This is a genomic window from Janthinobacterium sp. TND4EL3 (assembly GCF_900156175.1).
Taxonomy (GTDB): Bacteria; Pseudomonadota; Gammaproteobacteria; order Burkholderiales; family Burkholderiaceae_D; genus Janthinobacterium.
Genome location: NZ_FTMV01000008.1, coordinates 77719 through 104074, shown reverse-complemented (window position 1 = coordinate 104074; position 26356 = coordinate 77719). Strand labels below are relative to the sequence as shown.

The following is a 26356-nucleotide window of genomic DNA, read 5'->3' as shown; positions in this document are numbered from 1 at the left end:
GACGCCACCACCACATTCAACCAGCCTCATCACCATCCCCGCTGTCGGATTACATGCGCCTGCGGCGCGCTAATCCGACCTGTGCAAGCTTCCCCTATCCTCATCGAAAACCCACCCACCATCCATCCGCACAAAAAAGAAAGCGCTTGCGCAAGCGCTTTCTTTTGTTTACGATGGATTCCAACGCGGCGACACAGCCGCACCCCATCGCAGCACACAATAAGAATAGAACCATCAGGAGACACCATGGCCACCATGGAAGATGTAGCGCGGGCGGCGGACGTATCGCTGTCGACCGTCTCGCACGTACTCAACGGCACCCGCAAGGTCAGCCCGAAAACCGTCGCCGCCGTCAACGCGGCCATGCAGCAGATCGGCTATGTGCCGAACATGCTGGCGCGCGCCCTGGCCGGCTCCTCCTCGGGCACCATCGGCGTGGCCATTTCCGCCTTCACCAATCATTACTTCAGCGAAACCGTGCGCGCCATCGAGGCGGCCTGCACGCGCCACGGCCTGATGATGCTGTTTTCCGATACGCACGACGATCCCGAGCAGGAATTGAAAGTGGTACAGAACCTGCACCAGCGACGGGTCGACGGCATCGTGCTGGCGCCGTCGGGCGACGCGCACAACCGCGCCCTCGACTATTTGACCAGCAACAAGATCGCCTCCGTGCTGGTCGACCGCATGTCGCCCCAGCCTTTCGACCAGGTGGGCGTGGAAAACATAGAGGCGACTGCCGAACTGGTCAGCCACCTGATCGCGGCCCACGGCCACCGCCGCATCGGCTTCATCGCGGGCGCACCGGGCCTGTCGACGACGGACGAGCGTATCGACGGCTACCGCCTGGCCCTGCAGCGCGCCGATATCGCGTTTGACCCGGACCTGCTGCGCTCGGGCGACTCGAACCTGGAACGCAGCGGCGCAGCCACGCGCGAACTGCTGGCCCTGCCCGCCGCACAGCGCCCGACGGCCATCGTGGCCGGCAATAACCTGATGACCATCGGCACCATGCACGCCTTGCGCGACGCGCACATCGCGGTACCGCAAGACGTCGCGCTGGCCGGCTTCGATGATTTCGACTGGGCCGATTATTTCAGCCCCCGCCTGACCGTGATGGCCCAGCCGCTGGAAGAGCTGGGCGCCAGGGCCGTCGACCTGCTGATCGAACGCATCGCCCACCCGGGCCGCGCCCAGCACGTGCAGCGTCTGTCGCCAGCCTTGCGCGTGCGCAATTCCTGCGGCTGCCCCTGACCTTTTACCGTAATCGACTATGCATCCAGCCATTTCCCTCGGTATCGACCTCGGTACCTCCGAACTGAAAACCGTGCTGATGGACGGCACTGGCGCCGTGCGCGGCCAGGCCTCCGTGCGCATCGACACCAGCCGCCCGCAACCGGGCTGGTCCGAACAATCGCCGCAACACTGGTGGGGCGCCTGCGTCCAGGCGCTGGCCCAGCTGCGCGCCGGCTGGCCGCAGGACTATGCGCAGATCGCCTGCATCGGCCTGTCGGGCCAGATGCACGGCGCCGTGCTGCTCGACAGTCACGACAAGGTGATCCGCCCCGCCATCCTGTGGAACGACGCGCGCGCCGACGCCGAGGCGGCCGCCCTGGCGCGCGACTATCCCGCCTACGCGGACGTGACGGGCAGCCTGCCCATGGCGGGCCTGACGGCGCCGAAACTGCTGTGGCTGCAAAAGCATGAACCGGCCGCCTTTGCCGCCATCGCCTGCCTGCTGTCGCCGAAAGACTATCTGCGCCTGCAGTTGACGGGGATCAAGCTGACGGACATGTCCGACGCGGCCGGCACCCTGTGGCTGGACGAGGCCGCCCGCGCCTGGTTCCCGCCCATGGTGGCCGCCTGCGGCTTGCGCCTCGACCAGCTGCCGGCGCTGGCCGAAGGCGACGCGGCCACGGGCACGGTGCTGGCCAACGTCGCCGACCAGCTGGGCTTGCCCATGAACGTGGTGGTGGCCGCCGGCGGCGGCGACAATCCCGTCTCGGCCGTCGGTATCGGCGCCGTCAACGGCGGCGACAGCTTTATTTCGCTGGGCACCAGCGCCGCCATCGTTTCCGTGACGGAAACGCCGCTGGGCAATCCGGCCGGCGGCGTGCACAGCTTTTGCCACGCCCTGCCCGGCCGCTGGTATGCGATGGGCGCGATCCTGTCGGGCGCCAGCTGTCTGCGCTGGGCCACTGGCGTGCTGGGCCAGCCCGACGAGGCGGCCCTGCTGGCGCTGGTGGAAAGCGCCCTGCCGCTCGACACGGCCATCGCACCGTCCGCCCCCCTGTTCCTGCCCTACCTGTCGGGCGAGCGCACGCCGCACAACGACCCGCAGGTGCGCGGCGCCTTTTTGCAGCTGGGCCACGACAGCACGCCGGCGCAGCTGGGCTACGCCGTGCTCGAAGGCGTGGCGTTCGCCTTGCGCGACGCCATGGCCGCCGTCACCTCGACGGGCGCGGTGATTCCCCACTGCATGCTCGTGGGCGGCGGCGCGCGCAGCCAGTACTGGGCCCAGCTGCTGGCCAATGTGCTGGGACGCGAAATGCGCACCCTGCACAACAGCGAACTGTCGGCCAGCCTCGGCGCGGCCAAGCTGGGCTTCGCCGCCCTCGGCGACGCCAGCCTGCTGACACAAGGATTGCCCGTCAACAACATTTTCCAGCCCGATGCCGCGCACAGCGCAGCCTTGAGCATCCGCTACGGCCGCTACCGTAGCCTGTTTCCCGCCGTGCAAGCCCTGCACCAACTCAGTGAGAAGGAATAGCAATGAATCAGCTGCAACAATTGAAGCAACACAGCACCGTCGTCGCCGACACGGGCGACTTTTTGCAACTGGCGCGTTTCGCGCCGCAGGACGCCACCACCAACCCGTCGCTGATCTTGAAGGCTGTGCTGCAGCCCGATTACGCGCCCTTGCTGGAAAGCACGGTCGCAGCCCACAAGAACGCGTCGCTCGACGACATCGTCGACCAGGTGCTGGTGCGCTTCGGCCTGGAAATCTTAAAGGTGGTGCCGGGCCGCGTGTCGACGGAAGTCGATGCCCGCCTGAGCTTTGACCGCGCCGCCACCGTGGCCCGCGGACGCCGCCTGATCGCCCTGTACGAGCAGGCGGGCATCGCCCGCGAGCGCGTGCTGATCAAGGTCGCCGCCACCTGGGAAGGCATCCAGGCGGCGCGCGAACTGGAAAAAGATGGCATTTTTTGCAACCTTACCCTGCTGTTCGCGTTCTGCCAGGCCGTCGCCTGCGCCGACGCGAAAGTGCGGCTCATTTCGCCGTTCGTGGGCCGCATCTACGACTGGCATAAAAAATCGCTGGGCGCGGCATGGGACGAAGCGGCGCGCAGCCTGTCCAATGATCCAGGCGTGCAATCGGTCACGCGCATCTTTAATTACTACAAGCAACATGGCATCGCCACGCAAGTGATGGGCGCGAGCTTCCGCAACGTGGGGCAGATCACGGCCCTGTCCGGCTGCGACTTGCTGACCATCAGCCCCGACTTGCTGGCCAAGCTGGAAGCGGCCGACACACCGTTCGAGCGCGCGCTGGGCGGCGACCTGGGCGCGGCCCAGCCGGCCGTCAGCTATGACGAAGCCGCTTTCCGCTACGCCCTGAACGACGATGCCATGGCGACGGAAAAGCTGGCCGAAGGCATACGCGGCTTTGCCGTCGATGCGGGCAAGCTCGATGCCATGATCGAGAAATTGCGTACTAAGTAAGATTTCACCCGTAGCACAGTCGTTTTTACAATAAAAACCCTAGGAGATCCTCATGAAAAAAGTCATTACCGCCACCCTGCTGCTGTCCGCCGCCTGCGGCGCCTTCGCCGCCGATAAACCACTGAAATCGATCGGCGTGAGCGTGGGCGACCTGGCCAACCCGTTTTTCGTGGCGATTGGCCGCGGCGCGGAAGAAAGCGCGAAAAAGCTCGGTGGCCCCGGCGTGAAAGTCACGACTGTTTCCAGCAAGTATGACCTGAACACCCAGGTGGACCAGATCGAAAACTTTATCGCCAACAAGACCGACATCATCATCCTGAACGCCGTCGATTCCAAGGGCATCGCCCCGGCCATCAAGAAGGCGCGCAATGCGGGCGTGGTCGTGATCGCCGTCGACGTGGGCGCCGTGGGCGCTTCGGCCACCGTGATGTCCGACAACACCATGGCGGGCGACGTGTCGTGCGCCTACCTGGCCAAGCAGATCGGCGGCAAGGGCAACGTGGTGATCCTCAACGGCCCGCCCGTCACGTCCGTGATCGACCGCGTCAACGGCTGCAAGAAGACCCTGGCCGCCTTCAAGGACATCAAGATCCTGTCCGACAACCAGAACGCGGGCGGCAGCCGCGACGGCGGCATGACCGTGATGTCGAATTTGCTGACGGCCCATCCGAAGATCGACGCCGTGTTCGCCATCAACGATCCGACCGGCATCGGCGCCGAACTGGCCATCAAGCAGTCGAAGCGCACGGACGTCAAACTGATCACGGCCGTCGATGGCGCGCCGGACGGACAGAACGCCCTGAAAAACAAGGCCGGCCTGTTTGCCGCCACCTCGGCGCAAAACCCGTACCGCATGGCGACCGATGCCGTGCAGATGGGCTACGACATCATGAACGGCCGCACGCCGAAGCAGACCATGGTGCTGTTGCCGACCCCGGCCATCACCAAGGAAAACGTCGCCACCTACACGGGCTGGGTAAAGAACTGATCTGCCTGACCTGAACCACGAGGCGCCGCCGGCCAGTTGGCAGGCGGCGCCAGTTTCACCAGCAAGGAAGGACAGTCATGAGCGACGATATTATTTTTGAAATGCGCGGCATCGAGAAGCGCTTCGGCGCCACGCGCGCGTTGCGCGGCGTGCACCTGACGGTGCGCAGCGGCGAAATCCATGCCGTGATGGGAGAGAATGGCGCCGGCAAGAGCACCCTGATGAAGATTCTCTCGGGCGTGTATACGCCTGACGCCGGTGAAATCATTCTCGACGGTAAGCCGATCAAGATCCGCAACCCGGGCGAGGCCCGCACCCTGGGCATCAACCTGATCTACCAGGAACTGAGCGTGGCCAAGAACATGACGGTGGCGCAGAACGTCTTCATGGGCAGCGAACCAAAAGGACCGTTCTGGACCGTCAAGGGCGGCGAGATGCGCGCGCGCACGAACGCCATCCTGGCCGACCTCGGCTCCCGCTTCGATGCCGACACCATGGTGGCTACCCTGTCGATCGCCGAGCAGCAGCAGGTGGAAATCGCCCGCGCCCTCGTGCACGAAAGCCGCATCCTGATCATGGACGAGCCAACGGCCGCCCTGTCCGACCGGGAAACCGAACAATTGTTCCGCATCATCGAAGAACAGCGCGACAAGGGCCTGGCCGTGCTCTACATCAGCCACCGCATGGCCGAGGTGGAACGTTTGGCGCGCCGCATCACGGTCTTGCGCGACGGCGCCTATGTGGGCGAACTGGGCAAGGATGAGCTGGATCAAAAGAGAGTCGTGCAAATGATGGTGGGCCGCCCCGCCGACGACTTCTATTCGCACCAGCGCCGCAGCACGCGGGGCGCCGAGCGCCTGCGCGTGGAAAACGTCGGCGGCGGCAAGGTCAAGCCCGCCTCGTTCGCCCTGCATGCGGGCGAAGTGACGGGACTTGCCGGCCTCGTGGGCGCGGGCCGCACGGAACTGGCGCGCCTGATCTTTGGCGCCGACAAGAAGCAATCGGGGCAGGTGTGGCTCGACGGCCAGGAAGTGCACATCCAGCGGCCGCTGGCGGCGATTCGCCACGGCATCGGCTATTTGCCGGAAGACCGCAAGAGCCTGGGCTTGTTCATGCAATTGTCGGCCATGGAAAACATGTCGATGAACATACTTTCAAAGCACTCCACGGCGGGCGTGGTCAACCGTGGTGCCCTGACGCAGCTCACGCGCGAGGCGATTGCCAACCTCAACGTCAAGGTCTCGGGCCCGGACGGCATCGTGGGGGGGTTGTCTGGCGGCAACCAGCAGAAGGTCTTGCTGGCGCGCTGGCTGGCCATCGCGCCCAAGGTCCTCATCCTCGACGAACCGACGCGGGGCGTGGACGTGGGCGCAAAGAGCGAAATATACAAGATCATCCACCAGCTGGCGGACGCGGGCACGGCCGTGCTGTGCATTTCCAGCGAACTGGCCGAGCTGGTCGGCATCTGCGACCGCGTGATGGTGATGTGCGAAGGACGGCTGACGGGCGAGGTGACGGGCGACGAGATCACGCAGGAAAACATCCTTGCCTATGCGACCCAGCTGGAAGCGGCATAAGAATAATCATTCAGGAGATTCAACATGACAACTACTACCCGCGGCGCCCCGCGCGCCGGCGAACCCTTCAATGCCTCGAACCTGATGCGCCGCCTGGGCATGCTGCCCGTGCTGGTCGTGCTGTACCTGGCCATGTATGGCCTGACCGTGTATTTCTCGGCCGACGGCACGTCCACGTTCATGACGAGCAATAACACCATGAATATCTTCCGCCAGGTGTCGATCAACATCGTGCTGGCGTCCGGAATGACCTTCGTCATCCTCACCAGCGGCATCGACCTGTCCGTCGGCTCCGTGCTGGCCGTCTCGGCCGTGGCAGGCATGCTGATGTCGCTGTCGGCCCAGTTTGCAGGCTTTTCGATTCCTGCCTTCCTGATCGTCGGCTTGCTGCTGGGCGCGCTCAATGGCGTGCTCGTCGCCCTCGTCGGCCTCAATCCCTTTGTCGTGACCCTGGGTACCATGACGGCCCTGCGCGGCGCGGCCTATCTGCTGGCCGACGGCACCAGCGTGCTGAACACGGAAATCCCCAGCTTCGAATGGATGGGCAACGGCAGCTTCCTGGCCGTGCCCTGGCTGATCTGGCTGGCCGCCGCCGTCGTGCTGCTGACGTGGTTCATCTTGCGCAAGACGACCCTGGGCCTGCATATCTACGCCGTGGGCGGCAATATCCAGGCCGCGCGTTTGACGGGGATCAAGGTCGGCCTCGTGCTGATGTTTGTCTATACCATCAGCGGCCTGTTCGCGGGCCTGGGCGGCGCCATGTCGGCCAGCCGCCTGTACGCAGCCAACGGCAACTGGGGCACCGGTTATGAACTCGATGCGATTGCGGCCGTCGTGCTGGGCGGCACGAGCCTGATGGGCGGTGTCGGTTCCGTCTGGGGCACCGTGATCGGCGCCCTGATCATCGGCGTGATGAACAATGGCTTGACGATCCTGGGGCTGTCGTCGTTCTGGCAATATGTGGCGAAAGGTGTCGTGATCGTGCTGGCCGTGATTCTCGACAAATGGCGCCAGAGCCACGCGCAGAACTAATGGCATTGCATACGGCGTCCAGCTCCCCGGACGCCGTGCGGCGTACCCTGCGCTGATCAATCAGGCAAACTGCAGCCGCATCTCCACATGTGCAATCCCCGCCTCTTCGAATTGTTCCCCCTGCTGCACGAAACCGTGGCGCGCATAGAATGGCGCGGCCACGGTTTGCGCGTTCAGCACCACCGCCGCATCGCCGCGTTCGCGCGACTTTTCCAGCAGCAAGGTCAAAATGGCGCCGCCCACGCCCGTGCCGCGTCCCGGCTGGCGCACGGCCATGCGGCCGATGTGGCCATCGGGCAATAAGCGGCCCGTACCGATGGCTTGACCCGCGCCGTCGTAGGCGACGGCGTGCAGGCAGACGGCATCCATGTCGTCGAGTTCGATCTCGGCCGGCACTTTCTGTTCATCGACGAAGACTTCAAAACGGATGGCGGTGGCATCCGGGCCCAGGGTGGCCCAGTCGCCGAGGCGGATGGTGTGCTTGGTCATGGTGTAATGGAAAAAGAGACAGGCCGCAATTGTCGCACGGCCTGTTCCGTGGCGGGAAATCAGTCCAGCTTCACCAGCTGCTTGCCGAAATTACGGCCCTTCAACAGGCCGATGAAGGCCTCGGGCGCGCTGGCCAGACCCTCGGCCACGGATTCGCGGAATTTCAGCTTGCCCGTCGCCACCAGGGTGCCCAGTTCCGCCAGCCCCTGCGGCCACAATTCCGGCTGCTCCGAGACGATGAAGCCGCGCACGGTGAGGCGGTTGGTGAGGATGAAACGGGCATTGTCGAGCGGCGTCGGCTCGCCGTTGTAGCCGGCGATCCAGCCGCACACGGCCACGCGGCCAAACGCATTCGTGCGCGCGAGGGCCGCATCGAACACGGCGCCGCCCACGTTTTCAAAGATGGCGTCGATGCCGTCCGGCGTGGCCGCTTCGAGGTCGGCTGCCAGATTACCCGCCTTGTAGTCGACGCAGGCATCGAAACCCAGTTCATGCACCACATAGGCGCACTTCTCCGCCCCGCCAGCGATGCCGACGACCCGGCAGCCCTTGAGTTTGGCCAGCTGGCCCACGACGCTGCCGACGGCGCCGCTGGCGGCCGACACGACCACGGTTTCGCCCGCTTTCGGCGCCATGATCTGGTTCAGGCCATACCAGGCCGTCATGCCCGGCATGCCGACGGCGCCCAGGTAGGCCGACGGGGGAATATGCGTCGTATCGACCTTGCGCAGCATCGTGCCATCCGACACGGCCACTTCCGTCCAGCCCAGTGTCCCCACCACCGTGTCGCCCACGGCGAACTTCGGATGCTTCGATTCCAGCACCACGCCCACCGTGCCGCCTATCATGGTTTCCCCGAGCGCCTGCGGCGCCGCATAGCTCTTATTCGTGCTCATGCGCCCGCGCATGTAGGGATCGAGCGACAGGTACTGGTTGCGCACCAGCAATTGTCCATCCGTGATGGCGGGAATGTCTTTCGTTTCCAGGCGGAAGTTATCCGGCTGCACTTCGGCCGTGGGGCGCGAGGCGAGGACGATGCGTTGGTAGGTGGTCATGAAGGCTCCTGTCAATAAAGTTGATGGCTAACATTGATATTCACGACACCGAACAAAACCGTAGCGAGCGGAAGGGAGAGGTGGCCGAGAAGCGCAACCGTACTCAAGTACGGTGAGCATCGCAGGCCACCTATGCCGACGCGCAGTAGGTTTGGTTCGGTGTCACTACACTTCGTAGTCCATACATTGCCTTGCTTCCCGCACGGCGCCAAAAAACGGCTTGATCTTCACGTGCTCGGGATGGTTCTGGTAGGCGTCGAGCGCTGCGCGGCTGGCGAACTCGCTGTAGAGCACGATGTCGTAGGTCGCTTCCAGGCCCGGCTGGGCCACGGCCGCTTCGAATTTCAATATGCCGGGCACCAGGTCCGAACAGGCATCGAGCAGGGCTTTCAGTTTCAGGGCGTTGGTGGCGCGGTCGGCGCCTTCGGCGTGGTCTTTGAGTTTCCAGAAAACAATGTGCTTGATCATGGTGGCAGGCTGCTTGTTTATGAATGAAGCATGACTGTACCCGCTATCGGCGCACTCTGCAGAAAGTGGCCGTACAAGGAAAACGGGCGGCCCTGCAAGCCGCCCGCAGACTGGGTTCACGCAAACATTACAGCACTTCGAACAGGCCGGCCGCGCCCTGGCCGCCGCCTATGCACATGGTGACCACCACGTATTTGACGCCACGGCGCTTGCCTTCGATCAAGGCGTGGCCCGTCAGGCGCGCGCCCGACACGCCGTAGGGGTGGCCGACGGCAATCGCGCCGCCGTTCACGTTCAGGCGGTCCATGGGGATGCCCAGGGTGTCGGCGCAATACAGCACCTGCACGGCGAATGCCTCGTTGAGTTCCCACAGGCCGATGTCGGCCACGGTCAGGCCCGCCTTTTTCAGCAGCTTGGGAATCGCATAGACGGGGCCGATGCCCATTTCATCGGGTTCGCAGCCGGCCACGGCAAAGCCGCGGAAGACGCCCAGCGGCTGCAAGCCTTTCGCCTCGGCCACTTTCGCGTTCATGACGATGGCCATGGACGCGCCATCGGAAAACTGGCTGGCGTTGCCGGCGCTGATGACGCCGCCGGGAATGGCCGGGCGGATCTTTGCCACGCCGTCGTAGGTGGTGTCCGCGCGGATGCCTTCGTCGCTGGCAATCGTCACTTCGCGCGACACCAGCATGCCGCTGGCCTTGTCGGCCACGCCCATGATGGTGGTCATGGGCACGATTTCCGCGTCGAACAGGCCGGCGGCCTGGGCGCTTGCTGCGCGCTGCTGGCTTTGCGCGCCATACACGTCCTGGCGCTCGCGCGAAATCCCGTAGCGCTTGGCCACGGTTTCGGCCGTCTGCAGCATGGGCCAGTACACTTCCGGCTTGTGCTGCTGCAGCCAGACTTCCCTGTACATATGCGTGTTCATTTCATTTTGCACGCAGGAAATCGATTCCACGCCGCCCGCCGCATAGATATCGCCTTCGCCGGCCATGATGCGCTGCGCCGCCAGGGCAATGGCCTGCAGGCCCGACGAGCAGAAGCGGTTGACGGTCATGCCGGCCGTGGTGACGGGGCAGCTTGCGCGCAAGGCCACCTGGCGCGCGATATTGCCGCCCGTGGCGCCTTCGGGGAAGGCGCAGCCGACCAGCACGTCTTCCACTTCCTCCGCCTCGATGCGCGCGCGCTCGATGGCGGCGGCCAGCACGTGGCCGCCCAGGGTGGCGCCATGCGTCATGTTGAACGCGCCCTTCCAGGACTTGGCCAGGCCCGTGCGGGCGGTCGATACGATGACGGCTTCATTCATGCTGTGTCTCCTTGTGGGAATGTTATGAGAGTAAGTATCTGCGGAATCAGAATAGCACATTTAAGTACGGTCGTTCGCAAAGTTGCGCCGGAGGCCGCTCTGTAAGCTTCGTGTAAGTTCCAAGCAAGCATGACGTAAGTTTTCAAGAACACACTCGCCCCCAAGCTGTTGCAAGAATGGTCAATAAAGACCTCGGCAACAGTTCACTATAAAACATAGGGAGACAAACCATGGCATCATCATCCGGCCCGGCCGACGTGCGGAAAATGTCCACCAAAGGAACGCCGATTACGCCCGAGGAACGCAAGGTCATCTTTGCTTCTTCGCTCGGCACCGTCTTTGAATGGTACGATTTTTACCTGTACGGCTCGCTCGCATCCATCATCGCCAAGCAATTCTTCATCGGCGACCCCACCACCACCTTCATTTTCGCGCTGTTGGCCTTTGCCGCCGGCTTCATCGTGCGTCCGTTCGGCGCGCTGGTCTTCGGCCGCCTCGGCGACATGATCGGCCGCAAGTACACCTTCCTGATCACCATCCTGATCATGGGCGGCTCCACCTTCATCGTCGGCTTGCTGCCGGGCCATGCGTCCATCGGCATCGCCGCACCGATCATCCTCGTCATCCTGCGCATCCTGCAAGGCCTGGCGCTGGGCGGCGAATACGGCGGCGCAGCCACCTACGTGGCCGAGCACGCGCCTGAAGGCAAGCGCGGCGCGTTCACGGCGTGGATACAGACGACGGCAACGCTGGGTTTCTTCCTGTCGCTGATGGTCATCCTGGGCACCCGCCTGGCCACGGGCGAGAAGGAGTTCGAAGCCTGGGGCTGGCGCGTGCCTTTCCTTGTCTCCGTCGTCCTGCTGGGTATTTCCGTGTGGATCCGCCTGGCCATGAATGAATCGCCCGCGTTCGCCAAGATGAAGGCCGAGGGCAAGACCTCGAAGGCGCCGCTGACGGAAGCGTTCGGCAAGTGGAAAAACCTGAAGATCGTCATCCTGGCCCTGATCGGCCTGACCGCCGGCCAGGCCGTCGTCTGGTACACGGGCCAGTTCTACGCCCTGTTCTTCATGATCCAGACCCTGAAAGTGGACCTGGCCACGGCCAACGTGCTCGTCGCCATCGCCCTGCTGCTGGCCACGCCGTTCTTCCTGTTCTTCGGCAGCCTGTCGGACCGCATCGGCCGCAAGTACATCATCCTCGGCGGCTGCCTGATCGCCGCGGCCACCTACTTCCCCATCTTCAGCGGCCTGACCCACTTCGCCAACCCGCAGCTGGAAGCTGCACTGAAGAACTCGCCAGTAGTGGTGGTGGCCGATCCCGCATCCTGCCACTTCCAGTTCAACATGACGGGTACCAAGAAGTTCCCATCGTCGTGCGACATCGCCACGGGCTTCCTGTCGAACAGCTCGGTGAACTACACGAAGGAAGACGCGCCGGCGGGCAGCATCGCCAAGGTGCGCATCGGCACGAAGGAATTTTCCTCGTTTAACGCCGTCATGACGCCCGACGGCCTGAACTTCGACGCCGACAGCAAGGCCCACGAAGCGGCGCTGAAGAAGGAACTGGGCGCCGGCATCAAGGAAGCGGGCTATCCTGCGAAAGCCGATCCCGAGCAGATCAACAAGCCGATGGTCGTGCTGCTGCTGTTCATCCTGGTGCTGTACGTGACCATGGTGTACGGCCCGATCGCCGCCATGCTGGTGGAAATGTTCCCGACGCGCATACGCTACACCTCGATGTCCCTGCCCTACCATATCGGTAACGGCTGGTTCGGCGGGCTGCTGCCGACGACGGCCTTCGCGCTCGTGGCCTTCAAGGGCGACATCTATTACGGCCTGTGGTACCCGATCGTCGTGGCCCTGGCGACGGTGGTCATCGGCACCCTGTTCGTCAAGGAAACCAAGGACAACAATATCTACGCCGACGATTGATGCGGCGCAAACCCCGGCCGCAAGGCCGGGGCTTACCATGCAAAACGCCGCTGACTGCTCAGCGGCGTTTTTTTATGCGGCGCAGGCGGCGATGGGCTTATTTGTCGCTCTTGCCCTTTTTAACCTGGTCGCGCTGCTGCACGTATTCCTGGTAGCTGGTCTGGTTGCGCTTGCGGCAGGCATTGCGGTCGTCGAAATTGTTCAGGCTATTGCAGTACTCACCGATCTTGTCCCGGTTCGCGTCATACAGTACCTCACAGCCGGTAATGGCCAACAGGAAGGGAACGATCAGATATTTCATTGCATCTCTCATGTGTATGGACGGGATGGCACGACAAAAAACACCGATTGCCAGCTTGATAAGCTTGACGGCTTTATCTTAACGCGTTCCCGGCGAGAAGTACAAGCGCTCGGTATTACTTACAAGGAAGAATTGCGCGCGGCAAGGACGTCAGCGGCAGGCGGCTCGTCCAGCTCCTCGTTCAACAGCGGATTGTTTTCCGCAAACGCGGCCAGGTGCTCGAGCAGCACGCGCACGCGGGCCGGCAGGTAGCGCCGCTGCGTCCACACGGCATACACGTGGCGCGGCTGCGGCATCCAGTCGGGCAGCACGCGCACGAGGCTGCCCCGCGCCACTTCCTCGCGGCACTGCAGCAGCGGACACAGCAGGATGCCGATGCCCGCGTCGGCCATCTCCACGGCCAGGCGCATTTCATTGACGCGCAGGCGCGCCTGCGGCGCGATCACCATGTCGGCGCCGTCGCCGGGCCGGCGCAAGCGCCAGCTGCGCAGCGGCTCGGCCACGATCAGCTCGTGCCGCTCCAGTTCCTGCAAGTCCTGCGGCTCGCCGGCGCGCGCCAGATAGGCGGGCGCGGCCACCATCACCAGCGCTGCACTGCCCAGCCGGCGCTGCATCAGCGAGGAATCGTCGAGCGCGCCCACGCGGATGGCCAGGTCGGCGCCGCTGCCCACGAGGTCTTGCAGCAGGTTCGACAGTTCCAGCTCCAGGCGGATGTCCGGGTAGCGCTGCATGAAGCTGACCCACGCGGGCGTCAGCAAGCCGCTGGCGAAGTTGACGGGCGCCAGCACGCGGATGGTGCCGGACACGGCCGACAGGCTGGCGTCGAGCTGCTGCGTCGCCTGCCGCAAGGCGTGGACCAGGGGCCGGCACTGCTCATAGTATTGCCAGCCTTCCGCCGTCGGCTGCAGGCGGCGCGCACTGCGGTTGAGCAAGCGGTAGCCCAGCTGGCTTTCCAGCTTTTGCAGCCGGCGCGTGACGGTGGCGGCGGGCAGGTCTTCCCGGACGGCGGCCGCATGCAGGCTGCCTGCCTCGACGATGGCGACGAACAGGGCTAGGTCATCGAGCATGATTCATCAAGCATGATTGCATTTATGGAATTTGAAATTAAAAATATGCCTCTAGTATAGATTGCTGCAAGTCGTTACGCTGGCATCTCTTCCCTTTTCATGAAAAATACACCATGTCCGATGCCCTGCGCCTGCGTTTCGTGTTTGCCCTGCTGATGTCCTTCCTCATGACCCTGCTGATGAGCGCCTGGGTCACCTGGCTCAATATCGGCCTGCAGGCGGACTTCCTGCCCCGCTGGCGCCATGCCTTCCTTGCCGCCTGGCCCGTGGCCTTCTGCGCCGTGATGCTGTTCGCGCCCCGCGTGCAACTGATGAGCCGCAGTATCGTGGCGCGGCTGGCCAGCCGCCCTTAACCGGCAGTCGGCCAGCAACAGTATCACTCGGTCACTCCCGCCCACGGCCGCCCTGATCCGGGCTATGCTATGGCCGTCCTTGTTTTTACAGCGGAGTGCCGATGCTCGATCACGTTTCCCTCACCGTCAGCGACCTGGAACGCGCCGAACGCTTCTACGACGCCGTCTTCGCAGCGCTGGACGTGCCCAAGGCGGGCAGCGACCATGCCAACGCCTGGATAGGCTATGGCGAGCGCAGCGATGCCGAGCACCCCGAACGCAGCTATTTTTCCGTGCGCCTGGGCCCTGCCCCGGACGACGCGCCGCGCCGCCACTGCTGCTTCAAGGCCCCCTCGCGCGCGGCCGTGGACGCGTTCTGGCAGGCGGGCCTGGCCCATGGCGGCTTTGACCTGGGCGCGCCCGGCCTGCGCCACTATCACGCCAGCTATTACGCGGCCTTTCTGTTCGATCCGGACGGCAACCGCATCGAAGCCGTCTGCCATCGCGCCGACGCCGGCTGACAGCACGGGCAATCCCGTTCTGTCAGCCATTTCCACTTCCCTGCGATTTGCCTATAATGGCTGGCACGCCATACCGGGCAGTGAACCAAGAAGGAGCTTCATGCATCATCTATTTGTCGGCCGCACTGCGCACACCATGCTCCTCTCCAGCGCCGGCTTGCTGCTGGCAGGCTGTTTTTCCGGCTGCTCCCTGCTGCCATCGACCCCGGCCACGCCAGGCGTGCCGGCCACCGCCGCCCTGCCCGACGCCAGCATCGCCTATGCCCTGAGCGGCCAGGGCGACTTGCCCGTCGTGTTCCAGTCGGCCATGGGCGACGGCAAGGATGTGTGGGCCAAGGTGGTGCCGGAAGTGGCCAGGCAGCACCGCGTGCTCGTGTACGACCGTCCCGGCTACGGCGACAGCCAGAAGACCACCACGCCGCGCGACCCGTGCACCATCGCCGCCCAGCAGCGCGCCCTGCTGGCGCAGGCGGGCCTGAAACCGCCGTATGTGCTCGTCGGCCACGGCCTGGGCGGGCTGTACCAGTATGTGTATGCCAGGCTGTACCCGCAGGAAGTGGCCGGCCTGGTCTTGCTCGATCCCACGCATCCGCAGCAATGGAACCGCCTGCAGACGGACGCGCCCACCTACGCCATGCTCGTCAAGACGCGGCGCAAGCTCATGTTCAACAGCACGGAATCGGCCGAGTTCGATGCCCAGACGCAATGCCTGCAACATGTGGACATGAGCAGCCCGCTGCGCGTGCCCGCCATGCTGCTGGTGCGCGACAAGTTCGGCATCGAGGAAATGGGCTCGTTTGAAGACGTCGTGCGGGCCCAGGAAAAGGATTGGCAGCGCCTGTCCGGCGCGCCGGCCATCGAGCGCATCACGGGCGCCGGCTACTACATCCAGAAGGACAACCCCGTCATCGTCAACGAGGCGGTCAAGATGGTGGCGAAGAAGAAATAAAAAAAGGGCAGAGAAATCTGCCCTTTTGCATTCAGTACCTCAATCAGCTGTTGAATCCCTTGCCTTCGCCCGCCAGCTTCACCAGCAGGGGCGCCGGCGTCCAGGCTTCGCCGTGGCGGCCCTTCGCATAGCCATTGATGGTGTCGAGTACGTTCGGCAAGCCCACCGTATCCGCATAGAACATGGGGCCGCCGCGGAACAGGGGGAAGCCGTAGCCCGTCAGGTACACCATGTCGATGTCCGAGGCGCGCAGGGCGATGCCCTCTTCCAGGATGCGCGCACCCTCGTTGACGAGCGCGTACACGAGGCGTTCGACGATTTCCTGGTCGCCGATCTTGCGCCGCGTCACGCCGATGTCGGCCGAGTGCCGGACGATCAGGGCGTTGACCTGTTCCGAGGCATACGCCTTGCGGTCGCCCGGCTTGTAGTCATACCAGCCGGCGCCCGTCTTCTGGCCAAAGCGCCCCAGTTCGCACAGCAGGTCGGCCGTCTTCGAATACGTGACCTCCGGTTTTTCCACGTAGCGGCGCTTGCGGATGGCCCAGCCGATGTCGTTGCCGGCCAGGTCAGCCATGCGGAACGGGCCCATGGCGAAGCCGAATTTTTCGACGGCCTTGTCGACCTGTTCCGGCAGGCAGCCTTCTTCCAGCAGGAAACCGGCTTGCCGGCTGTATTGCTCGATCATGCGGTTGCCGATGAAGCCGTCGCACACGCCCGAGACGACGCCCGTCTTCTTGAGCTTTTTCGACAGCGCCAGCGCCGTGGCCAGCACGTCCTTGCCCGTTGCCTTGCCGCGCACGATTTCCAGCAGTTTCATGACGTTCGCCGGGCTGAAGAAATGCGTGCCGATCACGTCCTGCGGACGCTGAGTGAACGCGGCGATCTTGTCCAGGTCCAGCGTGGACGTGTTCGAGGCGAGGATGGCACCCGGCTTCATGACGGCGTCGAGCTGTTTGAACACGGTTTCCTTCACGCCCAGCTCTTCGAAGACGGCTTCGATGACGATGTCGGCCTGCGCGATGTCGGCGTAGGCCAACGTGCCGCTGACCAGCGCGATGCGCTGCTCGGCCTTGTCCTGCGTCAACTTGCCCTTCTTGACCGTGTTTTCATAATTCTTGCGGATGGTGGCCAGGCCCTTGTCCAGCGCTTCCTGCTTCGTTTCCAGCAGCATCACGGGGATGCCCGCGTTGGCGAAGTTCATGGCGATGCCGCCGCCCATGGTGCCGGCGCCGACTATCGCCGTCCTGGCGATGGCGCGCACGGGCGTGTCGGACGGCACGTCGGGCACCTTGCTGGCGACCCTTTCGGCGAAGAAGGCGTGGCGCAGCGCTTTCGATTCCGGCGACTGCACCAGCTGCATGAACAGTTCGCGCTCGTATTTCAAGCCATCGTCGAATTTCATCGTCACGGCGGCCGCCACGGCATCGACGCATTTGAGCGGCGCGGGGAACGGGCCGGACATGGCCTTGACGGTATTGCGCGAAAACTGCAGGAACGCTTCGTGGTTCGGGTAATCGACCTTGCGCTCGCGCACTTTCGGCAGCGGGCGCACGTCGGCCACCTTGGTGGCGAAGGCCACGACGGCTTGCAATAAATCGGCGCCGGGTGCGGTGACTTCGTCGAACAGGGCCGTGCCGGCCAGTTTCTCGGACGCCACGGGCGTGCCCGAGACGATCATGTTGAGGGCCATTTCCAGGCCCAGCACGCGCGGCAGGCGCTGCGTGCCGCCCGCGCCCGGCAAGATGCCGAGCTTGACTTCTGGCAAGGCCATCTGCGCGCCGGGCGCGGCCACGCGGTAGTTGCAGCCCAGCGCCAGCTCCAGGCCGCCGCCCATGCAGACGCTGTGGATGGCCGCCACGACGGGCTTCGTGGATTGCTCCACGACGTTGATCAGGGTGTGCAGGGTTGGTTCCGTGAGCGCCTTGGGCGAATTGAATTCCTTGATATCGGCGCCGCCCGAGAAAGCCTTGCCGGCGCCCGTGATGACGATGGCCTTGACGGCATCGTCGGCCAGCGCCTGGCGGATGCCGGCCACGGCGGCCGTGCGCGTGGCCAGGCCCAGGCCGTTGACGGGCGGATTGGCCAGCGTGATGACGGCGACCGCACCGTGCACTTGATATTCAGCGCTCATGTCTCTTCCTTATTGGTTTTGCTCAATGTATGAGGTGGTTGCAAGGGATGAAGCTTTACTATACCGCATAAAAGAACGCTCGTATTATTTTTATCGTTCCCTGCCGCGGCATGCATTGTCCGCCATGGTACCTCAACGTTCGCGGCACGATGCCATCGCGGCGCACGCGTGCGGCTGGCAGCTATCACTTGAATATTCATTTGCATATTAAAAAGTAAATCTTTAAAACGTCGTTTTATTATTCCAGAAACGGTTTTATATATGCCGGAAAGCGGCAGCAAAGGCAGTTTTCCATTATTTATGCATGCCCCTTGTTTTTCATCCGGCACTAAGGAATAATAAAATTATTGATTCAAATCAATATCATGCACTGTGATGACTATCCATTCGCTGCAATGGCAAAGAAAAGCTTGATAAAGGAAGCCAATATGCCTCCCGCATTCTCAGCGATCATCACGCGCGCGCTGTTGCCGCAATTCGCTTGGTGCCCGGTGCGGCGGCAGACATAATCCGATCGCATTCCCGCCCTATTCACTTCGACTCACACTGAAGGAAATATGATGGACGCAGCCAGCCATGTCAGCCATTCCCGGGATCTGGACTTACTCGCGATACATACCGCGCTCAACCGTGTCCAGGCCGTCATCGAATTCGAACTCGACGGCACCATCCTGCATGCGAACGACAACTTCCTGAACGTGCTCGGCTATACCCTGGCAGACGTGCAAGGCAAGCACCACCGCATGTTCTGCCCGCCCGAGTACGCCAACAGCGACGAGTATGCGCAGTTCTGGCACAAGCTGGGGCAAGGCCAGTTCGACGCGGGCGAATACAAGCGCGTCACCAGGGACGGGCGCGAAATCTGGCTCAATGCCTCGTACAACCCTATTTTCGACGCGGAAGGCCGGCCCTTCAAGGTGGTCAAGTTCGCCAGCGACGTCACGGCCATCAAGCGGCGCAACGCCGAATACGAAAGCAAGGTCAGCGCCATCGGCAAGGCGCAGGCCGTCATCGAATTCGACATGCAGGGCAATGTGCTGGACGCGAACGACAATTTCCTCGCCGTCATGGACTACGACCTGAGCGATATCCAGGGCGAGCACCACCGCATGTTCTGCGAGCCCGAATACGCGGGCAGCGCCGACTACAGGAAATTCTGGCAAAAGCTCAACCGGGGCGAATTCGACGCGGGCCGCTACAAGCGCCTGGGCAGGCACGGCAAGGCGGTGTGGATACAGGCCACCTACAATCCCATCCTCGACCTGAACGGCAAGCCGTACAAAGTGGTCAAGTTCGCCATCGACATCAGCGACCAGGTGAACCTGGAAAACAGCATCCAGGCCCGGTCCGCCAGCGACGGCCGCAAGGTCAACGCCCTGCTCGAATCGGTGGCGCGCGCGGCGCGGGGCGACCTGACCTGCCATATCGTGCCCGAAGGCGCAGAGCCGATCGACCTGCTGGCCGGCGGCATCAGCAAGATGATCACCGACCTGCGCGGCGTGATCGGCACCGTGGTGTCGGCGGCGAACGGCTTTGCCGACGCCTCGCACGCGATCGCCGAGCGGGCCACGGGCGTGGCCGTGGGCACCCAGGCGCTGGGCGCCACGGTGGAGGAAATGAACGCCTCCATCGACGGCCTGACGTTTTCCATCAATTCCATCGCCGAAAACACCTCGAACGCCGACTCGCTGGCGCAAGCGACGCAGCAGGAAGCGGAAGCGGGCGCGCGCGCCGTCGCCAAGTCCATCGAGGCCATGGACCTGATCAACCGCTCGTCGGAAGACATCGGCGAAATCGTCAAGGTCATCAGCGAAATCGCCAGCCAGACGAATATGCTGGCCTTTAACGCGGCCATCGAGGCGGCGCGCGCGGGCGAGCACGGCCTGGGCTTTTCCGTCGTCGCCGACGAGGTGCGCAAGCTGGCCGAGCGCTCCTCGCAGGCAACAAAAGAGATTTCCAAACTGATCAACGAATCCGTCAAGCGCGTTTCGACGGGCAGCGAGATTTCGCGCCAGGCCAGCGACGCCTTCGACAAGATCGTCTCGGGCGTGGCCAAGACCACGCTGGCCATCTCGGATATCTCGAAGGCGGCCAACGAGCAGCTGCTGACAGCGCGCGAAGTGTCGACGGCAATCCAGTACATTGCCGAGGAAACGGAAAAGTCGGCCGCCAACTGCGACAGCATCGCCCGCTCCACGGACAGCCTGAACGAGCGAGCGGGCAGCCTGAACCAGACCGTGTCCGGCTTCGTGGTGTAGGCCATGAGCCACGCGGCCACCTTGACGCCCGAGGTGCTCACGACCCTGATTGCCCTCGTGCGCCAGCATACGGGCATCGCCATGACGGCGCGCAAGAGCGTCTTGCTGGAACGGCGCCTGCAGCCCCGCCTGCAGGCGCTTTCCCTGCACAGCTACCAGGCTTACCTGGACCGCGTGGCCAGCGACGGCGACGAGGTGGCCCATTTCATCGACCTGGTGACCACCAACGACACCCTGTTCTTCCGCACGCCGCAGATCTGGGATTACTTCCGCGACCGCTACCTGCCCGCCTGGGCGCGCGCCCATCCCGATGGCTGCCTGCACGTGTGGTCGGCGGCGGCCGCCAGTGGCGAGGAACTGTATTCGATCGCCATGCTGTGCGAACAATTCAGGCTGCAGGCGCCCGGTTTCCGCTACCAGATCCTGGCCAGCGACATTTCGCGCCACATCCTCGCCGCCGCGAAGGCGGGCCAGTACAGCGGGCGCTCCGTCGAACGCATCCGATTGTCGCACCCGGAATTGCTGCGCAAATACTTCCTGCCGTCGCCATATGGCGTGCAGGTCAACGACGAACTGCGGCGGCACGTGAGCTTTGCACAGCACAATCTGCTCGAAGCGCTGCGCCCGGCCCGCCAGTTCGACCTCGTGTTCCTGCGCAACGTGCTCATCTATTTCGACGCGGAGCACCAGGAAACCGTGCTGCGCCAGGCGCGGCCAAGCCTCAAGGACGATGGCAGGCTGATCCTGGGCGAGTCGGAAAGCATCGCGCGCCTGGGCACCGGCTACCAGTTCGAGTTTCCCATGATCTATAAGGCGGGGACAGCATGAACACCGCCATCGGGCACGGCCCGCCGCTGCACCTTGTTGGCATGGGTCAACTGAGCGTGGGGACGCGCGACGAGCAGCTGCAGGCGCTGCTGGGCTCCTGCATCGGCATCGGCTTTCTCTGGAAGAAGGGCCGTTGCTGCGGCCTGGCCCACTGCCTGCTGCCGGAAGCGCCCGCCGCCGACGGCTCCCTGGGCGCGCGCTATGTGAGCCAGGCCGTGCCCGCACTGCTGCGGCTGATGGGGGCGCGCCAGGCCGATTACGCCGATATCGACGTCGTGCTGGCCGGGGGCGCCAGCATGTTTGGCCCCGAAAATGGCCATGGACGGCTGCAGGTGGGACGGCAAAACGCGCAGGCGGCGCACAAATACCTGGCCCAATGCGGCTTGCGCGTGAGTTTTTGCGCGCTGGGCGGGCGCCACGGGCGCCAGTTGCTGATCGACTGCGCCCGCCACAGCTATGCCGTCACCGACGTGGTGGCGCACCCCGACTTGATTCCACGCAAGGAAAGCGCCTATGGACAAGCATGAAGGCCGCGAGGCGGCCACCGAACTGTTCGGCTCCTTCCACCTGGGCGGCGATGAATTCGCCCTGCCGGCCGGCTGCATCCGCGAAGTAGTCAACTATCCCGCCAAAGTCACCGCCCTGCCCCTGTCGCCCGCGTATCTGGAAGGCATGTTCACCTTGCGCGGCAGCGTCATTCCGGTGGTCAACCTGGGCCGCCTGTTCCGCGCCGACGCGCCGCGCGCCATGGCCACGGACAAGATCGCCATCCTCGACTTCCAGCAGGTGCTGGTCGGCATCGTCTTCCAGGATACGGGCGAAATCCTGCGCGTGGCCGCCAGCGAGCGCAGCGCCCTGCGGTATGCGGGCGGCGACGCCCACGCCGTCATTGCGGGCACGATTTTGCTCGATGGCGGCGCGCGCCTGCTGCAGATCCTCGACCCGCACGCCCTGCTGCGCATCGAAAACGTGCCCCACGTGCTGGCCCTGCAGGCGACGGGCGCCCGGCCTGGCACGGCCCGCTACCATGCGCAAAGCGAACGCCGGCAATGCGTGAGCTTCCATGCGGCCGGCGCCACGTTTGCGTTTGAAATGCTGGCCATCCAGGAAATCATCAAGGTGCCGGAACTGCACAGCTCCCTGCTGAACAGCGAACTGTGCCTGGGACGCATGCATTTTCGCGGCAGCCAGGTGGCCGTCGTCGATTTCGGCGCCCTGCTGCAGGCAACCAGGGAAGACAAGGCCCCCACGCCGGAGCAGCGCGTCATCGTCGTGCGCCTGGAGGACGCGACGGTGGGCTTCCTCGTCGATTCCGTCGACAGCATCGTGCATTTCTTCGGCGACGAGGTGCTGCCGATACCCCTGCTGAGCAAGGCGCGCGCCGCCATGTTCGCCGGCTGCATCACGAAACAGGGGCTGGGTGACATCATTTTCCTCGACCACAGGCATATCCTGTCGCAGGCGGAGATCGTCGAGATGCGCGCCGGCCACGCGCGCCTGTACCCGGCCGATGCGGAAACGGCCAGCGCCGCCACGCGCCAGGCGCAGCGCCGCGTCTACATCACGTTCACGGTGGAAACCCAGTTCGCCGTGGAAATCGGGCAAGTGCGCGAAATCATCGACTTCAGCGGCGCCATCACGACGCCGCCGGGCATGCCGGCCTGCATGCGCGGCATGCTCAACCTGCGCCAGCAAATGATCAGCATCATCGACCTGCGCCAGCTGTACGCGATGCCGCCCCTGCCGGACGCGGGCGCGGGCGCGGGCAAGATCTTGATCGTGGAACGGGGCGCCGAACGCTACGGCTTCCTCGTCGACCACATCGACAACATCATGACCATTTCCGACAGCCAGCGCTTTGCGGCGCCGCAAATCATCCGCACGGGCACGCACGACGACTTGCGCAGCGACATGGAGGAAATGCTCGACATCGGCACGGATGCGCAGCGCCAGACCCTGTCCGTGTTCCAGTGCGACCACCTGCTGGAAAAACTGGGGGCGGCGCTGCCGCAAGCGGCCTAGACTGCCTTACATCCCCGGCAGCCGGTGCCCCTTGAACTGCTCGCGCAGCTTGTTCTTCTGGATCTTGCCCGTCGCGCCCATGGGCAAGGCGTCGATGAACAGCACGTCGTCGGGCGTCCACCACTTGGCGATCTTGCCCTCGAAAAATTGCAGCAAGGCGTCGCGCGTGACCGTCATGCCGGGGCGCAAGACCACCACGAGCACGGGGCGCTCGTCCCATTTCGGGTGGAACACGCCGATGCAGGCCGCCTGCAGCACGGCCGGGTGCGCCATGGCCAGGTTTTCCAGGTCGATGGTGCCGATCCATTCGCCGCCCGACTTGATCACGTCCTTGCTGCGGTCCGTGATCTGCATGTAGCCATCCGCATCGATGGTGGCCACGTCGCCCGTGGAGAACCAGCCGTCCTGCAGCACCTCGCCGCCCTCGTTCTTGTAATACGAGGAAATGATCCACGGTCCCTTCACCAGCAGATGCCCGTACGCCACGCCATCCCACGGCAATTCCTTGCCGTCGTCGTCGACGATCTTCATGTCCACGCCGTAAATGGCATGGCCCTGCTTTTGCAGGATCTTGCGCTGCTCGTCCTTCGGCAAGTCCAGGTGCTTGGTCTGCAAGCCGCCCGCCGTGCCCAGCGGCGACATTTCCGTCATGCCCCAGGCGTGGATGACCTCGATGTCGAACTTGTCGATCAGGGTATCCATCATGGCTGGCGGGCACGCCGCGCCGCCGATCACGGTGCGGCGGAAGGTGGAAAATGTCAAGTTATTCTGCAAGGCGTGGTTCAGCAAGCCCAGCCAGACGGTGGGCACGCCGGCCGAGAACGTCACTTTTTCCGCCTCGAACAATTCGTACAGCGACTTGCCATCGAGCGCCGCGCCGGGAAACACCATGCGCGCGCCGGACAGGGGCACGGAATACGGCAAGCCCCAGGCATTCACGTGAAACATGGGCACGACGGGCAGGACCGTGTCCGAAGCGCGCACGTTCAGCGCGCTGGGCATGGCCGAGGCATACGCGTGCAGCACGGTCGAGCGGTGCGAATACAGGGCGCCCTTGGGATTGCCCGTCGTGCCGGACGTGTAGCACAGGGTGGCGGCCGAATTCTCGTCGAACAATGGCCAGGCGTAGTCGTCCGAATGCGTGGCGATCAGGTCTTCATAGCACAGCAGGTCGGGGATGGTGCTGCTGGCGGGCATGCGGTCGCGGTCGCACATCAGCACGAAATGGCGCACGAAAGTACAGTCGGCGGCGATTTTTTCCACCACGGGCAAAAAGGTCAGATCGAACAATAGAACCTGGTCTTGCGCGTGGTTCGAGATGTAGGCGATCTGGTCGGGAAACAGGCGCGGATTGATCGTGTGCAAGACGGCGCCCGAGCCGGACACGGCATAATAGGCTTCCAGGTGGCGGTAGCCGTTCCAGGCCAGGGTGGCGACCCGCTCGCCCATGCCGACGCCGAGGCCATGCAGGGCATTGGCCAGGCGGCGCGCGCGCTGGTGGCAATCGCGGTAGGTATAGCGGTGCATATCGCCTTCCACCCGCCGCGAAATGATTTCACTGCCGCCATAATGACGCGCTGCAAACTCGATAATGCTGGAAATGAGCAAAGGCTGATTCATCATCTGGCCCATCACTGGACTCAAGGGAAATGCCGACATCGTGTCTCCTGGGGTGGCTACTTGCGGATTGTTGGAATGGACAGGCTGTCCTTAGTTTCGTACGGTCGTGCGGAAATCGTCAACGCATTTCGATATTGCGGTGCAGCATGGAATTTTCGATTCCGTTTTTCACCGTGTTCAAGCCCGCCACGGCAGGCCCGAAGGCGCCCGCCACGCGCCCTGGCGCCGTGCGGTAAAATCGCATTCCAGGCTGGCGCATCCTGCCGCCACATCTTATTTGAATGGAACTGCCATCACCGCTCATACCTTACCACTGGATAACGCCTTTGCGGCGCTGCCGCCCGCGTTCTATACGCGGCTGATGCCCACGCCCCTGCCCGCGCCCTACTTTGTGGCCGCCAGCGCGCCGGCGGCAAGCCTGGTCGGCCTCGATGCGGCGCGCCTGGCCGAGCCCGACTATGTGGCGCTGCTGAGCGGCAATGCCGTGGCCGAGCGCTCGCAGCCCCTGTCGGCCGTGTATTCGGGCCACCAGTTCGGCGTCTGGGCCGGCCAGCTGGGCGATGGCCGCGCCATCCTGCTGGGTGATATCGCCACGGACAGCGGCCCGCTGGAGCTGCAGCTGAAAGGCGCCGGCGCCACGCCGTACTCGCGCATGGGCGACGGGCGCGCCGTGCTGCGCTCGTCCATCCGCGAATTCCTGTGCTCGGAAGCCATGGCGGCGCTGGGCATTCCCACCTCGCGCGCGCTGTCCATCATGGGTTCGCAGCAAGGCATCCTGCGCGAAACGGTGGAAACGGCGGCCGTCGTCACGCGCATGGCACCCACGTTCGTGCGCTTCGGCTCGTTCGAGCACTGGTTTTACCGCAAGAAGCCGGACGAACTGAAAATCCTCGCCGATTACGTGATCGACGGCTTCTATCCCGAGTTGCGCGCCGCAGCAAATCCATACCAGGCCTTGCTGGCCGAGGTCTGCGTGCGCACGGCGCACATGATCGCGCAGTGGCAGGCCGTCGGCTTCATGCATGGCGTCATGAACACGGACAATATGTCGATACTGGGATTGACCCTCGATTACGGCCCCTTCGGCTTCATGGAAGCGTTTGACGCTGAACACATCTGCAACCATACGGACCAGCAGGGCCGCTATTCCTACGCCAACCAGCCGCAGGTGGGCCACTGGAACTGCTATGCGCTGGGCCAGGCTTTGCTGCCGCTGATCGGCGAAGTGGAACTGGCACAGGCGGCGCTGGACAGCTACCAACCCGCCTTCGCGGAGAAGATGAATGGCTTGCTGCGCGCCAAGCTGGGCTTGCAGACGCGCCAGGACGACGATACGGCGCTCTTCGACAGCATGTTTGCGCTGATGCAAGCCAATCATGTGGATTTCACCAACTTCTTCCGCGCCTTGTCTACACTGCAGGTGGCGGCGCCCGAACACGACACCATGCTGCGCGACATGTTCATCGACCGCCCCGCCTTCGATGCGTGGGCGGCGACGTACCGGGCGCGCCTGTTGCTTGAGAATAGCGTCGATGCCGAACGGCAAGCGGCCATGAACGGCGTCAACCCGAAATACGTGCTGCGCAACTACCTGGCGCAAGTGGCCATCGAGAAAGCCCGGCAGCAGGACTACACGGAAGTGGAAAAATTGCTGGAAATATTGCAAAAGCCATTTGACGAACAGCCCGAACACCAGCACTATGCGGCCCTGCCGCCCGACTGGGCCAGCCACCTTGAAGTCAGCTGCTCATCCTAAGG

General features: G+C 63.8%; 23 protein-coding genes. 15 read left to right on the top strand and 8 right to left on the bottom strand.

Annotation, left to right across the window (positions count from 1 at the left end; genetic code table 11):
• Positions 1 to 246 precede the first annotated feature (246 nt).
• From BXA07_RS14220 to BXA07_RS14195, 6 genes are all read left to right on the top strand, one after another.
• Positions 247 to 1254 carry a LacI family DNA-binding transcriptional regulator gene (locus tag BXA07_RS14220; protein ID WP_076568557.1) on the top strand — a complete coding sequence of 336 codons (1008 nt, stop codon included), beginning with the start codon at positions 247 to 249 and terminating at the stop codon, positions 1252 to 1254.
• Between the two features lie 31 nt (positions 1255 to 1285).
• Entirely contained in the window at positions 1286 to 2770 is a 1485-nt protein-coding gene (xylB, locus tag BXA07_RS14215) for a xylulokinase (protein ID WP_212592308.1), read from the top strand.
• A 2-nt stretch (positions 2771 to 2772) separates the two neighbouring features.
• Positions 2773 to 3723 (top strand): transaldolase, encoded by a 951-nt coding sequence (gene tal, locus BXA07_RS14210; RefSeq protein ID WP_076568555.1) that lies wholly within the window; start codon positions 2773 to 2775, stop codon positions 3721 to 3723.
• A 52-nt stretch (positions 3724 to 3775) separates the two neighbouring features.
• The gene (locus BXA07_RS14205) at positions 3776 to 4711 is read left to right on the top strand and encodes an ABC transporter substrate-binding protein (RefSeq protein WP_083708248.1); all 936 of its coding nucleotides are present in this window, start codon (positions 3776 to 3778) and stop codon (positions 4709 to 4711) included.
• 77 nt (positions 4712 to 4788) lie between these two features.
• The gene (locus BXA07_RS14200; RefSeq protein WP_076568553.1) at positions 4789 to 6288 is read left to right on the top strand and encodes a sugar ABC transporter ATP-binding protein; all 1500 of its coding nucleotides are present in this window, start codon (positions 4789 to 4791) and stop codon (positions 6286 to 6288) included.
• A gap of 24 nt (positions 6289 to 6312) precedes the next feature.
• Positions 6313 to 7320 (top strand): ABC transporter permease subunit, encoded by a 1008-nt coding sequence (locus BXA07_RS14195; protein ID WP_076568552.1) that lies wholly within the window; start codon positions 6313 to 6315, stop codon positions 7318 to 7320.
• Between the two features lie 60 nt (positions 7321 to 7380).
• Here BXA07_RS14195 and BXA07_RS14190 read toward each other — a convergent pair whose 3' ends face one another.
• The 4 genes from BXA07_RS14190 to BXA07_RS14175 form a co-directional block, all read right to left on the bottom strand.
• Positions 7381 to 7809 carry a GNAT family N-acetyltransferase gene (locus BXA07_RS14190; protein ID WP_076568551.1) on the bottom strand — a complete coding sequence of 143 codons (429 nt, stop codon included), beginning with the start codon at positions 7807 to 7809 and terminating at the stop codon, positions 7381 to 7383.
• Between the two features lie 59 nt (positions 7810 to 7868).
• Positions 7869 to 8864 (bottom strand): NADP-dependent oxidoreductase, encoded by a 996-nt coding sequence (locus tag BXA07_RS14185; protein WP_076568550.1) that lies wholly within the window; start codon positions 8862 to 8864, stop codon positions 7869 to 7871.
• A gap of 165 nt (positions 8865 to 9029) precedes the next feature.
• Positions 9030 to 9332 carry a Dabb family protein gene (locus tag BXA07_RS14180; protein WP_076568549.1) on the bottom strand — a complete coding sequence of 101 codons (303 nt, stop codon included), beginning with the start codon at positions 9330 to 9332 and terminating at the stop codon, positions 9030 to 9032.
• A 127-nt stretch (positions 9333 to 9459) separates the two neighbouring features.
• On the bottom strand, positions 9460 to 10638 hold the full coding sequence (locus tag BXA07_RS14175; protein WP_076568548.1) for an acetyl-CoA C-acyltransferase: 1179 nt from the start codon (positions 10636 to 10638) through the stop codon (positions 9460 to 9462).
• Positions 10639 to 10868: 230 nt separating this feature from the next.
• Here BXA07_RS14175 and BXA07_RS14170 point away from each other — a divergent pair, with 230 nt between their 5' ends.
• Positions 10869 to 12569, top strand: a complete 1701-nt coding sequence (locus tag BXA07_RS14170) for an MFS transporter (RefSeq protein ID WP_076568547.1) — start codon at positions 10869 to 10871, stop codon at positions 12567 to 12569.
• Between the two features lie 97 nt (positions 12570 to 12666).
• On the opposite strand, the gene BXA07_RS14165 is transcribed toward BXA07_RS14170, so the two are convergent.
• Positions 12667 to 12870, bottom strand: a complete 204-nt coding sequence (locus BXA07_RS14165; RefSeq protein WP_076568546.1) for a hypothetical protein — start codon at positions 12868 to 12870, stop codon at positions 12667 to 12669.
• Between the two features lie 119 nt (positions 12871 to 12989).
• The gene (locus tag BXA07_RS14160; RefSeq protein ID WP_076568545.1) at positions 12990 to 13937 is read right to left on the bottom strand and encodes a LysR family transcriptional regulator; all 948 of its coding nucleotides are present in this window, start codon (positions 13935 to 13937) and stop codon (positions 12990 to 12992) included.
• A gap of 113 nt (positions 13938 to 14050) precedes the next feature.
• Between BXA07_RS14160 and BXA07_RS14155 the strand changes: the two genes are divergently transcribed.
• The 3 genes from BXA07_RS14155 (at position 14051) to BXA07_RS14145 (ending at position 15739) form a co-directional block, all read left to right on the top strand.
• Positions 14051 to 14290: a DUF2798 domain-containing protein gene (locus BXA07_RS14155; RefSeq protein ID WP_076568544.1), complete on the top strand. Its 240-nt coding sequence runs from the start codon at positions 14051 to 14053 to the stop codon at positions 14288 to 14290.
• Between the two features lie 101 nt (positions 14291 to 14391).
• Entirely contained in the window at positions 14392 to 14790 is a 399-nt protein-coding gene (locus BXA07_RS14150) for a VOC family protein (protein WP_076568543.1), read from the top strand.
• A gap of 100 nt (positions 14791 to 14890) precedes the next feature.
• Positions 14891 to 15739 (top strand): alpha/beta fold hydrolase, encoded by an 849-nt coding sequence (locus BXA07_RS14145; protein ID WP_083708246.1) that lies wholly within the window; start codon positions 14891 to 14893, stop codon positions 15737 to 15739.
• Between the two features lie 43 nt (positions 15740 to 15782).
• On the opposite strand, the gene BXA07_RS14140 is transcribed toward BXA07_RS14145, so the two are convergent.
• Positions 15783 to 17870: a 3-hydroxyacyl-CoA dehydrogenase NAD-binding domain-containing protein gene (locus BXA07_RS14140; RefSeq protein ID WP_076568541.1), complete on the bottom strand. Its 2088-nt coding sequence runs from the start codon at positions 17868 to 17870 to the stop codon at positions 15783 to 15785.
• A 557-nt stretch (positions 17871 to 18427) separates the two neighbouring features.
• Between BXA07_RS14140 and BXA07_RS14135 the strand changes: the two genes are divergently transcribed.
• From BXA07_RS14135 to BXA07_RS14120, 4 genes are read left to right on the top strand one after another with little or no spacing between them, the layout of a single operon-like run.
• Positions 18428 to 20128 carry a methyl-accepting chemotaxis protein gene (locus BXA07_RS14135; RefSeq protein ID WP_348532959.1) on the top strand — a complete coding sequence of 567 codons (1701 nt, stop codon included), beginning with the start codon at positions 18428 to 18430 and terminating at the stop codon, positions 20126 to 20128.
• 3 nt (positions 20129 to 20131) lie between these two features.
• Positions 20132 to 20956: a CheR family methyltransferase gene (locus tag BXA07_RS14130; RefSeq protein WP_076568539.1), complete on the top strand. Its 825-nt coding sequence runs from the start codon at positions 20132 to 20134 to the stop codon at positions 20954 to 20956.
• A complete protein-coding gene (locus tag BXA07_RS14125) occupies positions 20953 to 21483 on the top strand; it encodes a chemotaxis protein CheD (RefSeq protein WP_076568538.1) in 531 nt (176 codons plus the stop codon). Before BXA07_RS14130 ends, BXA07_RS14125 begins: the two co-directional genes overlap by 4 nt.
• Entirely contained in the window at positions 21470 to 22978 is a 1509-nt protein-coding gene (locus tag BXA07_RS14120; RefSeq protein WP_076568537.1) for a chemotaxis protein CheW, read from the top strand. The genes BXA07_RS14125 and BXA07_RS14120 overlap by 14 nt, the downstream gene beginning before the upstream one ends.
• Positions 22979 to 22984: 6 nt before the next feature.
• Here BXA07_RS14120 and BXA07_RS14115 read toward each other — a convergent pair whose 3' ends face one another.
• Complete coding sequence (locus BXA07_RS14115) at positions 22985 to 24637, bottom strand: 3-(methylthio)propionyl-CoA ligase (RefSeq protein WP_076568536.1); 1653 nt, start codon at positions 24635 to 24637, stop codon at positions 22985 to 22987.
• 274 nt (positions 24638 to 24911) lie between these two features.
• Here BXA07_RS14115 and BXA07_RS14110 point away from each other — a divergent pair, with 274 nt between their 5' ends.
• The gene (locus tag BXA07_RS14110; RefSeq protein WP_076568712.1) at positions 24912 to 26354 is read left to right on the top strand and encodes a protein adenylyltransferase SelO; all 1443 of its coding nucleotides are present in this window, start codon (positions 24912 to 24914) and stop codon (positions 26352 to 26354) included.
• Positions 26355 to 26356: the final 2 nt, after the last annotated feature.

Excerpts from the sequence above, each read along its gene's own strand:
- BXA07_RS14205 (WP_083708248.1), top strand. The coding sequence starts at position 3,776 with ATGAAAAAAGTCATTACCGCCACCCTGCTGCTGTCCGCCGCCTGCGGC.
- BXA07_RS14180 (WP_076568549.1), bottom strand. The coding sequence starts at position 9,332 with ATGATCAAGCACATTGTTTTCTGGAAACTCAAAGACCACGCCGAAGGC.
- BXA07_RS14160 (WP_076568545.1), bottom strand. The coding sequence starts at position 13,937 with ATGCTCGATGACCTAGCCCTGTTCGTCGCCATCGTCGAGGCAGGCAGC.
- BXA07_RS14120 (WP_076568537.1), top strand. The coding sequence starts at position 21,470 with ATGGACAAGCATGAAGGCCGCGAGGCGGCCACCGAACTGTTCGGCTCC.
- BXA07_RS14135 (WP_348532959.1), top strand. The coding sequence starts at position 18,428 with ATGATGGACGCAGCCAGCCATGTCAGCCATTCCCGGGATCTGGACTTA.
- BXA07_RS14140 (WP_076568541.1), bottom strand. The coding sequence starts at position 17,870 with ATGAGCGCTGAATATCAAGTGCACGGTGCGGTCGCCGTCATCACGCTG.
- BXA07_RS14175 (WP_076568548.1), bottom strand. The coding sequence starts at position 10,638 with ATGAATGAAGCCGTCATCGTATCGACCGCCCGCACGGGCCTGGCCAAG.
- BXA07_RS14200 (WP_076568553.1), top strand. The coding sequence starts at position 4,789 with ATGAGCGACGATATTATTTTTGAAATGCGCGGCATCGAGAAGCGCTTC.
- BXA07_RS14190 (WP_076568551.1), bottom strand. The coding sequence starts at position 7,809 with ATGACCAAGCACACCATCCGCCTCGGCGACTGGGCCACCCTGGGCCCG.
- BXA07_RS14195 (WP_076568552.1), top strand. The coding sequence starts at position 6,313 with ATGACAACTACTACCCGCGGCGCCCCGCGCGCCGGCGAACCCTTCAAT.
- BXA07_RS14145 (WP_083708246.1), top strand. The coding sequence starts at position 14,891 with ATGCATCATCTATTTGTCGGCCGCACTGCGCACACCATGCTCCTCTCC.
- BXA07_RS14185 (WP_076568550.1), bottom strand. The coding sequence starts at position 8,864 with ATGACCACCTACCAACGCATCGTCCTCGCCTCGCGCCCCACGGCCGAA.
- BXA07_RS14165 (WP_076568546.1), bottom strand. The coding sequence starts at position 12,870 with ATGAAATATCTGATCGTTCCCTTCCTGTTGGCCATTACCGGCTGTGAG.
- BXA07_RS14115 (WP_076568536.1), bottom strand. The coding sequence starts at position 24,637 with ATGTCGGCATTTCCCTTGAGTCCAGTGATGGGCCAGATGATGAATCAG.
- tal (WP_076568555.1), top strand. The coding sequence starts at position 2,773 with ATGAATCAGCTGCAACAATTGAAGCAACACAGCACCGTCGTCGCCGAC.
- BXA07_RS14220 (WP_076568557.1), top strand. The coding sequence starts at position 247 with ATGGCCACCATGGAAGATGTAGCGCGGGCGGCGGACGTATCGCTGTCG.
- BXA07_RS14155 (WP_076568544.1), top strand. The coding sequence starts at position 14,051 with ATGTCCGATGCCCTGCGCCTGCGTTTCGTGTTTGCCCTGCTGATGTCC.
- BXA07_RS14125 (WP_076568538.1), top strand. The coding sequence starts at position 20,953 with ATGAACACCGCCATCGGGCACGGCCCGCCGCTGCACCTTGTTGGCATG.
- BXA07_RS14150 (WP_076568543.1), top strand. The coding sequence starts at position 14,392 with ATGCTCGATCACGTTTCCCTCACCGTCAGCGACCTGGAACGCGCCGAA.
- BXA07_RS14170 (WP_076568547.1), top strand. The coding sequence starts at position 10,869 with ATGGCATCATCATCCGGCCCGGCCGACGTGCGGAAAATGTCCACCAAA.
- BXA07_RS14130 (WP_076568539.1), top strand. The coding sequence starts at position 20,132 with ATGAGCCACGCGGCCACCTTGACGCCCGAGGTGCTCACGACCCTGATT.